Source organism: Parasphingorhabdus sp. W113, from assembly GCF_055693205.1.
Window position 1 is genome coordinate 1,330,945 of sequence record NZ_CM146328.1, and the last position, 13,336, is coordinate 1,344,280.

Here is a 13,336-nt window from a genome sequence, read left to right on the forward strand (position 1 = left end):
TACTAAAGGTTGGGGACAGGCAAATCAGAGTATGTCATAACCGGCATAAGAATGGAGATTTGTAGATATGTACCATGAATCCGACATAGCCACCGCTTTCGAGCATCCAATGGACAACATTCCCGTACGCGCTCTCGATTTTGAATCTGAAAAGCTGGAGCAAGAAGCGGTTTTGTGGAGTGAATCTTCTCCTTATGCCGCCATATTCCTGAATGCTTTTAGCGTTCATGTTCCCTATTTTGAAAAATACCTTGTTCGTTCGATGTTGAAGGCCCGAAAAAAGATTGAGGATGAGGGGCTGATAAGGGACGTCGATGCCATCATTGGTCAAGAAGCACACCATGCGCGCAATTTTATTGAATTTAACAAGGTTATGGCCAGTCGATATCCAAAAATTGGAGAGATGGAGGCGCGTAACAAACGGGATTTTGCCAAATGGGCAAAAGAAGATGACTTAAAAACTTTGGTGGGATTCACAGCTGGATATGAGACATTTACCTTTTTGGCCGGTATGATAGTACTTGCAAACTATGAAAGCTGGATGGGTGATTCAGAGCCTACCATGAAGGCCATGTGGGTCTGGCATCAAGTAGAAGAGGTTGAGCATGGTGCCGTTGCATTTGAAGTGTATAAATATCTTTACGGTAGAGATGAGTGGTATCGCAAATCGATGATCGCTAGAGCGTTAATGCATATTGCTAGCGAAGTTTTGAAAGCGTACCTGCATATGTGCAAAGAGGAAGGCTATTTTCGTAAACCGGATACTGCTTTCAAATCCCTGTACTTTATTGGCTCGTCCTTTTCCAAGATGGTCTGGTATTGCCTTCCCACTTTTTCCGCAAGATATCATCCAAGAGAACACCCTCTAGCAACCACCAAGCAAAATAAAATAGCGATGGCTTGGCGCAGGTTTACGAAGGCTGGGGGCGATCCTTTGAAAATCGATCGAGCAAAAATGGAAAAAATTGTTGGATTTTCTTAAAGTTTCAAATGAATAAATCTTTCTGCTCGCAGAAGACGGATTATTCCAGAGCCGTCATACGTTGTTAGGCTCGCCGCGTGCTGCTTAACGAAGATCAGGGATTGGCCAAAGGTTAGTCCAATCAACCCCAGATCCGCACTGTATCTATCAACATACAAACGCAGTCTGTTTCTATGATAACACCATTACCGATATCGGAGTTTATATATGCTTCAGGCTGACAGCGCGTACCTGACTAAAGGCAACTGGTCATTTCCAAAATATAGTTTGTCCGTATCGACAAACATTGTCGGGGAACCGTATGCACCGCGTGCTATAGCTTCATCAGTATTGGCATGAAGCTGGTCTTTGATCATTTGTTTGGAAGCTTGTTCAACTAAAGTAGCGCCGTCGAGACAGCATTTGTTTGCAATCTTCATCAATGTCCCAGCATCGCTAATATTGAGCTGATTACGGTAGTAGGCATCAAACGCGGCCTCAGCGAAGCGGAGAAGATCTGCTTGCTGATTTTCAAGCACACAACAAACTCGCATTGGCAGAACCGCGTTAAGCGGGTGATGTGCCGATGGAAAGTTCATCGGCAACTCGGCCAGTTGTGCCCATTGCTTCAGCCATTTGTAAACATGTCGAACTTTTGGGTCATTCGGATTATTGCGACCTTTATAGACACTTTCGTTGACTGCATTGAACACGCCGCCAACCAGAAAAGGACGCCAGAAAATAACCGCACCGGTCTCCTCAATGATCGGTTGAATATTGTGAAACGCAATTCTTGTCCAGGGGGAGGATAGGTCGAAGAAGAATTCAATCTTTGCCATCTATTTCTGACTTTCGTTGCCGAACAAAATTTTATTCGCTTTTGGATCTTCCTGCGGCCGGCGATTGATGTTGTTGCGGCCCAAGGCCATGCCCTTGCGCAGTCCCGGTCGTTGCTTCAGTGTCTCGTACCAACGCGACACATTTCCAAAACTGGCTAGGTCAATCCCCTGTGCCTTATATGTCTGCACCCAAGGGAAGCAGGCCATATCTGCTATAGAATATTCCGCACCTGAAAGGTGCGGTTCCTGCTTGAGTCTTTTGTCAAGCACACCGAATAGGCGTTTTACCTCGCGGTAGTAACGATCGATTGCGTAGTCGATCGGACGAGGCGCGTAGAGTTTGAAATGGCCATGCTGTCCCATCATTGGACCAAGGCCACCCACTTGCCAGAACAGCCATTCCATTGCGTTTTTTCTACCGATACAATCTTCTGGCAAGAACCTACCTGTTTTTTCCGCCAGATAGAGTAAAATCGCGCCGGTTTCGAATACGGAAACCGGCTTACCTTTTTCTGCCGGGGCCTGATCGATAATTGCCGGAATCTTGTTGTTCGGACTGATCTCTAGAAACTCCAGCGCAAACTGCTCACCTTTGCCGATATGCACACCATGAACGGTATAGGGTAAATTACATTCCTCCAACATTATGGAGATTTTCCAACCATTCGGTGTTGGAGCAAAATAGAGGTCTATCATGTAATATCCAATCCCCGATGCTGGTTTTGAAGCAAGCGGATGCATTCGCGTTCAATCGGTTTTTGAGAAATGGTCTTTGGAATTGAGTCCAATAACTGCCAGACTTCCGGCACTTCATTTCTTTGAAGTTTGGCGATGCACCAATTCTTTACCTCATCAATGCAGGTCTCATCGTTCAGTACCAATGCTGCTACAACGACTTTCTCTCCGGCAACCGTATCAGAAGTTCGCACACCATATACAAAAGCGTCAGCAACGTTTGGATTTTGTACCAAAACACCTTCAATCGTTGCTGGGCTTATAAAATCACCGTTGCGACGAATCCCGCCACCGGCACGATAGTGGAAATAGAACCAGCCGTTAGCATCCATATGGCCAATGTCACCGCTCCGGTACCATCCACCGTGAACTTTTTCGGCACTTGCCTGTTCATTGCGGAAATACTTGACTTTTTCCGGTGCGACCTGTTCTGGCCTGAAACAAATTTCTCCGGCAGCTCCAGGGGGCATTCATTGTCGTTTTCGTCGAGGATGGCGGCGACGAGGCCTGGGGGTGGTTTTCCCATTGATCCAACCGGACCATGGCCTGCCGCATTGTAGAGCACGCCGCCAGCTTCCGTGCTGCCATAAACTTCACTAATCTCAACTTTGAAACGATCGCGGAATTTGTCCCATATCTCGACTGGCATTCCCGAAGTAATGATGATCTCTACCGGATTGTCCGGATCGCTGTCCATCGGGCGGACAGAGTAGATTTCTGGAATCATTCCGCCCAGCAGGGTGAATACATTGCAATCATAGGCGCGGCAAATATCCCATATCCTGCTCTTTGTGAACCGCCGGCTAAAAATCCCTTTTTGGTGTCCGCTCAAGGCCATGGCGAGAGTGGACTGAGCGTTGATATGGCACAAAGGCAATCCTGTGTAGATATTGTGCCTGGTCTCCACTCCAAGTGGGACCAGTCCTTTTACGCCGCGCATATAGGACGCATGGCTACGCTCGACGGCTTTGGGAATGCCCGTTGTTCCAGATGTGAACATCATGAACATTGTCGATTGTGGATCAACTGCTGCCGGTTCCAGTGCGCTTTGTGTGTACGACAGTATTTTTTCAAACGTTACTGAATCGAATTTTCTGGGCGATGGCAACGGGTAATTTGAGCCGACAATCAATAAGTATTGTCGCCGATCAAGCATTGGAGCAACTTCGTCTAGAGCATTCAATGCATAGCTGCCTGCCACAATGAAACGGCACTCGATAACATTGAGCATATATGCAAGTTTTTCACCTTGGCTACGTGGGTCAAGGGGGACAAATATCGCCCCTAGTAAAGATGCCGCTATCATCATTTCGACAAACTCGGGATGGTTTTGCAGCATGATTGCTACGCATTCCCCCTGCTTCAGCCCTTGCGATCGCAACCAAGCAGCAAGTTTTTGCGCATTGCTGTAAAGAGTTGCAAAGTCGCGAATTTCGTCCACAAAGCAACCACTATTGTTGATATCGACAAAAGTCAGTACGTTAAATTTCGGCGCCAATTTTGCCTTGAAAGCAACTAGTTCGGCAAGGTTTTCGGGTCTCTTGTCACTCATTATATAAATCCAAAATAGCGATTGTTTAAGAATGCTCAATCGCTCGTGCGAAGAATTGAAGCAAGTTATATTACAAAGGCTTATTTGCACGAACCTTGTAATAGAATCGAAGATTATCACGCCAGTGACTACATGCCGAAAGTTGTCCGGGCCATCAACTCACGGTCTTCGGTAAATTGGTCCCGTTCAATCTTAGTAACGCGGTTGGATTTAATCAATCTTTGGAAAAGCCATGATCTGTCACCCGTTTAGCTCTTCAGCTTATCTGCGGAACAGTCCAAATTTGTTAGTCAGAAGAACTTAAGACGGAAAGACCGTACTGTTCTATACAACCCCGTAGGCGAAACGCGTGTCGATGGACCCGATGCCGGAGATAGCTTGTAACTCCTCTCTCACAAATAACTCATAGAGTTCGAAATCAGCCACAACGACGCGGAGCATATAGCCAGCATCTCCAGTAATCAGGAAACACTCCATAATGGCATCAACATCTGCAATTCTTTGCTCGAATGCTCTAACAATGTCCTGAGAGTGGTTCTTGAGCGAAACGTTGACAAAGACTGCGAGAGACACGCCATAAGCTTTTTTGATCAACTTGAGCACTGTATCCTCTAATAATACCCGATTTTTCTAGCTGCCGAAGCCGTCGTAGACAGGGTGAAGCTGACAAGTTGACGCGCTCTGCCAATTCGACGTTGGTCAATCGAGCATTTCTCTGGAGCTCTCGCAATATCTGGCGATCTTTTGCGTCCATATCGGCTTTATGAGGTTGATAATGCCAATATATAATAAAAAAGGAAAATACCGACAGGATATAGCGCTCGATTTGGCATATTCGACCTGTTGATTTCTAGGAGCTTTCAACATGAAACAGAGCGCTGCTCACCCGTCGCAAAAAATGGGGTTTGCCACTCGCGCAATTCATCACGGTTACACACCGAAAGAGGCAGAACGAGCCCTTACATCGCCGTTGCACCTCACTTCGACTTTTGCATTTGAAACGGCAGAGCAAGGGGCTGCTATTTTCGCTGGCGACGAGCAAGGGCATTTTTACTCACGGGTTTCCAATCCCACCAATGATCTTTTGGAAAAGCGTGTTGCGGCGCTTGAAAACTGAGAAGCTGCAGTTGCGACGACATCTGGCATGGCAGCTATCGCGTCTGTCTTCTGGACATTTCCGAAACCTGGAGATGAAGTGATTACAGACAAGACACTATATGGTTGCACTTTCTCCTTTATGCATCATGGCCTCGCCAAATTTGGTATTTCAGTGCTCCATGTCGATATGACTAATCCTGCGGAACTAGAAAAGGCAATTTCTCCCAAAACGAAGATTGTGTATTTTGAAACACCAGCCAATCCCAACATGCGCTTGGTAAACATTGCAGCCATTTCAGAAATCGCGAGGTCACTTGGGACTCGAACCATTGTCGACAATACATATGCGACGCCGGTAATAACCCGGCCTTTAGACTTAGGCGTAGATATTGTCGTGCATTCAGCGACCAAATATCTGGGTGGCCACGGAGATTTGATTGCCGGACCGATTGTTGGAGATATTGAAAATATGACTGAGATCAGGCTTGTGGGTATGAAGGATTTGACCGGTGCGGTAATATCTTCCTTTAACGCAATGCTGATTTTGCGGGGTTTGAAAACGCTACAATTGAGGATGAAGCGTCACGTAAAATCGGCAACGAAGATTGCGTCTTATCTGGCAGATCATGATGCAATAGCGGAGGTACACTATCCCGGTCTTGCTTCATTCGGGCAACACGAATTGGCCAAGGAACAAATGGACTATTTTGGTGGCATGATTGCCTTTGAACTGAAAGGGGGAATCCGGAGCGGAATTGGGATGATGCACCGGTTGGATCTTGTGCAACGCGCCGTTTCGCTGGGAGATTCAGAAACCTTGATCCAGCACCCAGCAAGCATGACCCACTCAACCTATTCACCTGAAGAACTTGAGGCGCATGGCATCACCGATGGCCTCGTCCGGCTTTCTGTTGGTCTGGAAGAAGTGCAAGACCTGCTTGAAGATATCGATCACTCGCTTGCCAAAATGTACTAATCGGAAATGATCGCCGCCATAATCGGTACATGTGCAGCAATCACCAGCTTCACAACTGTCGCACTGAACTCGCTGTTCATAAACAAAGATCGATATTACCTCATCCGTAGTCGTCCGTCTCCTACTTTATTCCTCAAATCGACGCATTGTCATGCTTGAATCAACCGCTTAAAACTCTTCCCGCGCTCACAACTTTTTTGCGCGGGATGACGAAACATCACTTGGCTCGGCTTGCCGGTGCTCGATTCCATCCTCAGTCCCAGTTTCAGCTGGATAACTTAGAAAATCGGGCCAGAGAGTATTATGGTTGCTAATATCGCATTTCCCAAATAACATTTATAAGCTTTCGGAACGTTCATAAACAATGTCACAGAAAAACATAAACCCACTCGACAACAGTGATCGTTCGCTGCTCGACGCATGGTCACGTGAATTCGGTCCGGCTCTCAAAAGCTATTTCAGAAAAAGAGTATCTTCGCCTGGAGAAGCTGACGATTTGGTTCAGGATGTCTTTGTTCGCCTCGCGCGTCGCGCCGACCTGGGCACGATCCAAACCGTGGAAGGTTATGTTTTCCAGACCGCACGGGCATCGATCTCGGAATATTACCGGAAACGTGCCAGTAGCCGAACAGACTTGCAGGATACGTTCGATGAAGACGAACATTTCGTGGCGGGAATCTCGATTGAAACCGTCTTAGCAGACAAAGAGGCTGTAAAGCAGCTTGTTTCGGCGCTTTATGATTTACCGGAAAAGACGCGTGACATATTCGTCCTCTATCACTTTGAAGGGTTAAAGCAGATGCAGATTGCACAAGATCTGAACATCGGTATCAGAACGGTGGAACGTCACCTTTCAAAAGCGAATACATTCCTGTTGAAACGTCTCAGGTGTTATAGATGAGTCGATTGATGAACGCTGATATGGACGCAGAAGAGGCGGCAGGTTTTTGGGATGCACGCTTGCGTGCTCCCGACTGTACTGATGCTGACCGTGCAGCTCACGATAAATGGAAAAGCGCGAGCCCTGATAACGCTCGAGCTTTTGAAGATTTGCAGAAGATGATTGTTGAACTGTCATCGATTGCTTCAATGCCGGAAATTCAATCTATGCGTGCAGCGGCGTTGAGCCGCAATGATGACGATGTTGCGGCAAAACCCAGGCATACCAGCTGGTTGAATATCAGGGGTACCATGGCCGCTTGTCTTATGGTTTTGGTTGTCTCCACGCTGCTTGTTTTGCAATTGAGTACGGTACCTGAAGATGAAGGGTTGGCTGAGGAGGGTCCAACTCCAGTCTTTGCAACTGCAGTTGGCGAACGAATTAGTGTGCCGCTTACCGATGGCACGGCCGCAACGCTTAACACCGATAGCGAGATTGACGTACGATATGACTCGGACGAGCGCGCAGTTCATCTCGTGAAAGGCGAGGCGCATTTCGACGTCGCGCATAACCCAGACAGGCCCTTCGCCGTCTATGCCGGCGAGTACAAAATAACTGCAGTGGGCACGGCTTTTGACGTAAAAGCGGTTGGCGATACGGTCGATGTAACGGTTACTGAAGGGAAGGTAGAAGTTATACGGCTGAATCCTGATGGTACTGAAAATGTCGGGCCAGGAGCGATGTTGATTGCCGGGCAGCAGTTCACCGCGCGTCCAACTGGTCGTGCTTTCCGACAGAAGGCAGATATTGCCAAAATTACATCTTGGCGTAAGGGTAATGCGATTTTCGACGATATGCCGCTAGGACTAGCTGCACAGGAAATGAACCGATACAGTCTAGTGAAACTGACTATCACCGATCCCGGTCTGGCCAGTACCAAGATCAACGGCATGTTCATCACCGGCAGGCAGGACAGCTTTGTCGAAGCGTTGGAGGTTTATTTCAATGTGCAAGCTAGACGTGTCAGCGATACGGAAATCCTGCTCGAACCAGCGGTCAAATGAAGCTGGAGATGCCAAAGCACCGGCTGCGTCAAAAAATTTAAAAAATAGTGGCGGGTTTTCTTAACGCTATCGCTCTTCCCCATCGACAGCGGAAAAACCGCGGCAAACAAATAGAATTGGGGGATTACTTATGAAGCGCAGCCTGGTTAGCAATGGCACTATGAAACGAAGTCTACTAAGGGCAGGAATTGCCTCTATTGCATTGGCGGTCTCCTGCCCAGTGATGGCAAAGCCGGTCAGTTTTGACATCGATCCCCAACCTCTTGGTGATGCGCTAAACGAGTTCGCTCAGGAAAGTGGTCGAGAAATTCTGTTCTCTAGTGTTGTTACCAATGGCAAGCGTTCAAACGATGTCGAAGGTCGCTATGAACCCGAAGTGGCGCTCGGGCATTTGTTACGCGGTACGGGTTTGAGCTTCAATGTCACGAGCCATAACGCCTTTCTGGTTCAGGCGGCAAACGGTACTTCTGCCTCCGATCAGCAAGCGTCGCTGAATAGCAAGCAGGCGGAGTCCGAAGAAGCTTTGATTGTTGTTACCGGCTCCCGTATTGCGCGTACCGTGATTTCGAACGAAACATCAAATATTCCGCTTCAGGTTTTAGATGCTGATGACATTGCGCAAACCGGTTCTCGCGATGTTAGTGAGATATTAAAAGATCTTCCCGGTGTGGATCAGGGTTTCGCACCAGAAACTACGGCAACAAGTGTTCAAAATAGTGGGTTGAGTACAATCAGCTTGCGCCGATTGGGCGCAAACAGAACGCTGACGCTGATAGACGGACTGCGAGTTGTTTCAAACTCGGGCAGCAATGAAAGCGTTAGCCTCAACACGATACCAAGCGGGTTTGTAAAGAGGTTGGAGATCACCACTGGCGGTGCGTCTGCCATTTACGGCTCGGATGCCATTGGCGGTGTTGTAAACGTCATCCTGGAAGATGACTTTGAGGGCTTGGAACTGGCCACTCACTATCGTACACCTGAAGCATCTGGCGGCGAGGAGTTTTCGTTTGATGCAACCTTCGGCAAACGATTTGCTGACGATCGCGGTTATTTCCTCGCCGCGTTTAGCTATGATGATCACAGTGCAATTTTCGCAGACGAATCACGTCCACAGTCGATCGCCAATGTCGAATTTAATCGACCTCTAACCAACCCGCTTGACCCCAACAATCCTAACGCTTTTCGAGATGAAACCACGTTTGGTGATTGCGATAACTCGGGTCGCTTTTGCATCAATCCTTCGGGCAGCTCTGGTTTGCCGGGCGGTATTTTTGAAGGTGATGATGCTTTCAACATCGGGGGTGTGTTCTTCAATGATCGTGCTGGCAACCTTCCCGATGACCGCGATCCTCGCTTTGGTTTTGAAACAGATGTAGATGGCTTTAATTTTCGGCCAGGTCAGTCAATTTTTCCATCATTTCAAATTTACAACGGGGCGGTCCGAGCGGCCTTCGAAATTACACCAGTTACGGAAGTCTTTTTCAATCTATACTATACCAATTTTACCGTCGTATCGACGGGCTCTGCTTTGAATGTTTCCAGCGGCACAGATATTGGGCCATTCAACGCATTGGGCGATGTTGGCCCTATCGCCGCTGACAACCCGTTCATTCCGCCTGAGGTTGAAGAGACGCGGGTAGGCACGGTATCTTTTGCAAGACGGTTTTCTGAGGTTGGCCGGGCAGTTACCATCAATGAACGCGAGATCATTCGCGGCCAATTCGGACTAAAAGGAGCGATCTCAGGCGACTTAAAATGGAATTTGGGCGCTACCTTTGGCCGGTTCAATCAACGTCAGGATTCTCTAAATCAGATAAGTCAATTGAATGTGCGCACTGCGCTCAATGTTACTCCGGATGGCTTGCAGTGTGCCGATGAAGCGGCGCGGGCACAAGGATGCGCTCCTCTAAATATTTTCGGTGAAGGCTCAATTTCGGATGCTGCTGCTGATTTCATCCGTTACAATGGACTTCTGCTGCAATATCGCGAACAGGCCACTGTCTCTGGTGCGATTGATGGCTCGATTCTTACCTTGCCTGCAGGCGATGTGAAGCTTGCTGTTGGATTCGACTACCGCCATGAACTACAGGACACGACGGGTGACCCTGATCAGGACCTAGAACTCACTACACTTACGACCACGCCAGACTTTCGCGCTTCTTTCGATGTGATTGAAGGTTTTGCGGAACTGGATATCCCGATTCTCGAAGACCAACTGTCATTGCAGCTAGCTGGGCGAGTCGCCAACTATTCAACCGTAGGCACGGTCTACAGTTATAACGTTGGAGGCACATGGCAACCGATCGATGATATTCGTTTTCGTGCGCAATATTCCCGGTCCCAACGGGCGCCTACCCTGACCGAATTTTTCGCCCCGTCAAGGCCAGATTTTGATAGCTTGCGAGATCCCTGTAATGGCTTGATGCCTGATGGATCTGGCATCATGCCAGCCCCGGGAAGCACTACACCAGCCGAGAACATTGCTGCCAATTGTTTGGCGGAACCTGGCATTGTGGCCTTTTTTGCCAATCCTGATAATGCGGGGATAGCATTTAATGGCTCATCCCAAGTTGCTGGCCCAAATATTGGCAATCAAAACTTACGGGAAGAAACAGGAACCACTTACACCGTCGGTGGCGTCTTCACTCCATCGTTCATTCCCAATCTGATCGTGGCGGTAGATTATTATGATATTTCCATTAGCGACGCGGTTGGCAGTATCTCTTCTCAGTTGACCGCCGATCTTTGCTTTTCAGATGCCAGCTTCCCTAACAATCGTTTCTGCGATGTCATTTCCCGTGATGCGACAACGGGTGACGTAACGCAAATTCTCAATCGGTCGGAAAACCTAAACAGTTTGGATACTTCGGGACTGGATGTTTCTGTTCTGTATAAGATTGACCCGCCGATAATTCCTGGCATTTTTAATTTTGATGTGCGTTATTCTCACTATTTCACGGATGAATTCACGTTCCCAGCGATAGAAGGACCTACCACAGAAAGCGTCTTGGGCCGGACTACACAGTCACAGGACGAATTTCGCGCACGCGCAAGCTGGGGGTATGAGGGCATCACGTTGACTTGGACCACGCTTTTCAGAAGTGGAGGGCTTGATGAGTTCGTCCCTCCTGAGGATCCAAGTTTCTTCCGCGTAGAGTCAGAGATGCTTCATAACCTCTTCGTACGGTACAAATTTGGTGATAATGACAGATTCTCGATCTTCGGCGGTGTTAGCAATATCTTCGATAGAATTGGTCCAATTCAGCCAACTGGTCTGACACTTGGAAACAGCCGAAACATTGTCAACTCGCTCAACGACATTGAAGGGCGTGAGTTTTTCGTGGGAGCCAGGGCGAGATTCTGATGGATTTATTTCATCAAAACCGGATTATTGGTTTTTAGCAATGATATGGCTTTGAGTTTGTAGGCCACCACATCGGCATTCGGGGGAAAATGGGAACTTTTGGTAATTATACTCCAGATGCTTTCCAAGCCGATGTGGTGGGAACGCCGAAACAGCAATGCGGGTGAGAGGCGAGAGAGTTTGCCTTGTTCCCTACCAGAATTGCAAATTTACCACGTTTCTAAAAGCTGCACATCAAAGGCAAGCGGCTCAGTATCAATCAACAAGATGGTGCTAAACTAGTAAAAGTTTGACTGTCTCATCTGTCCAAAATTAACTGACAACGGATAGCACTGGTGATAATCAGCCAGCCGTGAATGATCCGTCACATTGTGAACGAAGGGTCCTTTATGGCTGTCGGACACCTGCTTCTACTCTCTGCCTGCGCCGGTCTGATAGCAGGCGACGCTCCCGCAGTAGCTGCACCGGACACTTCTAAGCAGGCCTTTACATTAGAATATGAAAAATTCACACTAGAGAATGGCTTGGAGGTCGTGTTGCATGTTGATAAATCCTATCCCATTGTTGCACTAACAGACCGTTGTCCATGCGGGCAACAACCCAGAAGAGTTGAGTGGGACTGGTTTTGTCCATTTCTTCGAACATATGGCCTTTTGTGGCAGTGAGAATGTACCGCGGTTGAAATCGCTTTGGACGTTATAGGGCAGATCATTGGTGGATCGAAAACATTGCGCTTTATCAAGTGATTGTCGACGATGACTAGCTTGTGCCGGGGGTGTCAGCCTATAATAATAGCTCCGAAATAGCAGGGGAATTTGTCATTCGCGTGCGTGCTAAATCAGGCGTGGACTTGGACACGGTAAAGAATTCCAGACAACAACGGCGACACCATTGTTGACGAGCACACCAATAGCATGCTCGTATGTAATTTTTGTAACAACAAACGGGACAGGCTCTGAGCGACTTTGTTTCGTATTTATAATCTCGTGTCATCTAAGAACTGCAATAGTTCTAATGCGATCGTCTGGGCAGCTTCATCTAACACTGCTCGTGTGATATCTAATCGTTCCGTTATATTTGCCGTTGGAATGAGCCTTGCTGCGTGGCGAGTTGCCTCTAGAAGTCCAGATTTAGATGCCAAAACTGATACTGGTTGAGTTATTTGTGGTAGCTTGTTATTAACATCATAGCTAAATCCAGCATGGAATGCTGCGTTCATATTTTTGCCATGACGTAATTGCTCAACAAACATTTCGAAACTGCGGTCTGGGCCCTGGCTGTCGAGCCTTTTCGTCATACCCAATTCCCAAGGTTTCGCCAGACAATTGATATCCTCATTTATCTCCAAAGGTTTGGCTGTCATATCGCGATATTTACCGCGCGTTTTACTGTCAAATGCAGGTACGTCGATTAACGCCAGACGACGTACCCGAGCAGGAACAGCAACCGCGATCTCGGTGGCCACCAGATTACCAGTATGGAAACCTAGAAGATCGACCGAATTGCAATCTGATAAATGCTTGATAACTGCGAGCATAGCTTCAGCATATTCCTCGATCGATGGTTCTGCCTTGAACGCATCAGATCCGCCATATCCGGGGTAATCTGGAGAAATTACTCGACGGTTCTTTGCGAGATTCGACATAATTCCTGTGAAAGCAAGTCCACTAAACGGCGCAGGGTGGAAACAATATAGATCTGGTTTTGATACGTTCACAGGTGCAAGTAGCCTCCAATGTATTTGGCCAAAAGGTCCGTCTGTGTAGCCCTTTCTCATGTTTCAACATCTCCAGTTAGTTCTGACCCAAATTCAGTGTGATTGTCCGACCTGTTTTGAAGATTCGTCAACGAGCGTGGGACGATACAA

Annotated in this window: 11 protein-coding genes and 2 pseudogenes; 6 read left to right on the forward strand and 7 right to left on the reverse strand. The window is 47.8% G+C overall.

Annotation, left to right across the window (positions count from 1 at the left end):
* Positions 1–67: 67 nt before the first annotated feature.
* Entirely contained in the window at positions 68–982 is a 915-nt protein-coding gene (locus tag ACZ1GS_RS06310) for a metal-dependent hydrolase (RefSeq protein WP_472697637.1), read from the forward strand.
* A 212-nt stretch (positions 983–1,194) separates the two neighbouring features.
* Here ACZ1GS_RS06310 and ACZ1GS_RS06315 read toward each other — a convergent pair whose 3' ends face one another.
* The 6 genes from ACZ1GS_RS06315 to ACZ1GS_RS06340 all read right to left on the reverse strand — a co-directional run bounded on the left by ACZ1GS_RS06315 (position 1,195) and on the right by ACZ1GS_RS06340 (position 4,841).
* Entirely contained in the window at positions 1,195–1,800 is a 606-nt protein-coding gene (locus ACZ1GS_RS06315; RefSeq protein ID WP_472697638.1) for a DsbA family protein, read from the reverse strand.
* Positions 1,801–2,496, reverse strand: a complete 696-nt coding sequence (locus ACZ1GS_RS06320; protein WP_472697639.1) for a glutathione binding-like protein — start codon at positions 2,494–2,496, stop codon at positions 1,801–1,803. It abuts the gene before it with no gap.
* The gene (locus ACZ1GS_RS06325; RefSeq protein WP_472697640.1) at positions 2,493–2,867 is read right to left on the reverse strand and encodes an AMP-binding enzyme; all 375 of its coding nucleotides are present in this window, start codon (positions 2,865–2,867) and stop codon (positions 2,493–2,495) included. Before ACZ1GS_RS06325 ends, ACZ1GS_RS06320 begins: the two co-directional genes overlap by 4 nt.
* The gene (locus ACZ1GS_RS06330) at positions 2,795–4,087 is read right to left on the reverse strand and encodes an AMP-binding protein (RefSeq protein ID WP_472697641.1); all 1,293 of its coding nucleotides are present in this window, start codon (positions 4,085–4,087) and stop codon (positions 2,795–2,797) included. Before ACZ1GS_RS06330 ends, ACZ1GS_RS06325 begins: the two co-directional genes overlap by 73 nt.
* Positions 4,088–4,411: 324 nt before the next feature.
* Positions 4,412–4,681, reverse strand: a complete 270-nt coding sequence (locus ACZ1GS_RS06335; RefSeq protein WP_472697642.1) for an Lrp/AsnC ligand binding domain-containing protein — start codon at positions 4,679–4,681, stop codon at positions 4,412–4,414.
* Positions 4,602–4,841: an Lrp/AsnC family transcriptional regulator gene (locus ACZ1GS_RS06340; RefSeq protein ID WP_472697643.1), complete on the reverse strand. Its 240-nt coding sequence runs from the start codon at positions 4,839–4,841 to the stop codon at positions 4,602–4,604. Before ACZ1GS_RS06340 ends, ACZ1GS_RS06335 begins: the two co-directional genes overlap by 80 nt.
* A 144-nt stretch (positions 4,842–4,985) precedes the next feature.
* Here ACZ1GS_RS06340 and megL point away from each other — a divergent pair.
* The 5 genes and pseudogenes from megL to ACZ1GS_RS06365 form a co-directional block, all read left to right on the forward strand.
* Positions 4,986–6,161, forward strand: a pseudogene (megL, locus tag ACZ1GS_RS06345) (methionine gamma-lyase).
* A 364-nt stretch (positions 6,162–6,525) separates the two neighbouring features.
* On the forward strand, positions 6,526–7,062 hold the full coding sequence (locus ACZ1GS_RS06350) for an RNA polymerase sigma factor (protein WP_472697644.1): 537 nt from the start codon (positions 6,526–6,528) through the stop codon (positions 7,060–7,062).
* Positions 7,063–7,070: 8 nt separating this feature from the next.
* Positions 7,071–8,105, forward strand: coding sequence for a FecR family protein (locus ACZ1GS_RS06355; protein WP_472697645.1), 1,035 nt, complete (start codon positions 7,071–7,073; stop codon positions 8,103–8,105).
* Positions 8,106–8,235: 130 nt separating this feature from the next.
* Positions 8,236–11,469, forward strand: coding sequence for a TonB-dependent receptor (locus ACZ1GS_RS06360; RefSeq protein ID WP_472697646.1), 3,234 nt, complete (start codon positions 8,236–8,238; stop codon positions 11,467–11,469).
* 591 nt (positions 11,470–12,060) lie between these two features.
* Positions 12,061–12,171: pseudogene (locus tag ACZ1GS_RS06365) on the forward strand (hypothetical protein); the annotation flags it as partial.
* A gap of 274 nt (positions 12,172–12,445) precedes the next feature.
* On the opposite strand, the gene ACZ1GS_RS06370 reads toward ACZ1GS_RS06365, so the two are convergent.
* The gene (locus ACZ1GS_RS06370; protein ID WP_472697647.1) at positions 12,446–13,186 is read right to left on the reverse strand and encodes an alpha/beta fold hydrolase; all 741 of its coding nucleotides are present in this window, start codon (positions 13,184–13,186) and stop codon (positions 12,446–12,448) included.
* Between the last annotated feature and the right edge of the window lie 150 nt (positions 13,187–13,336).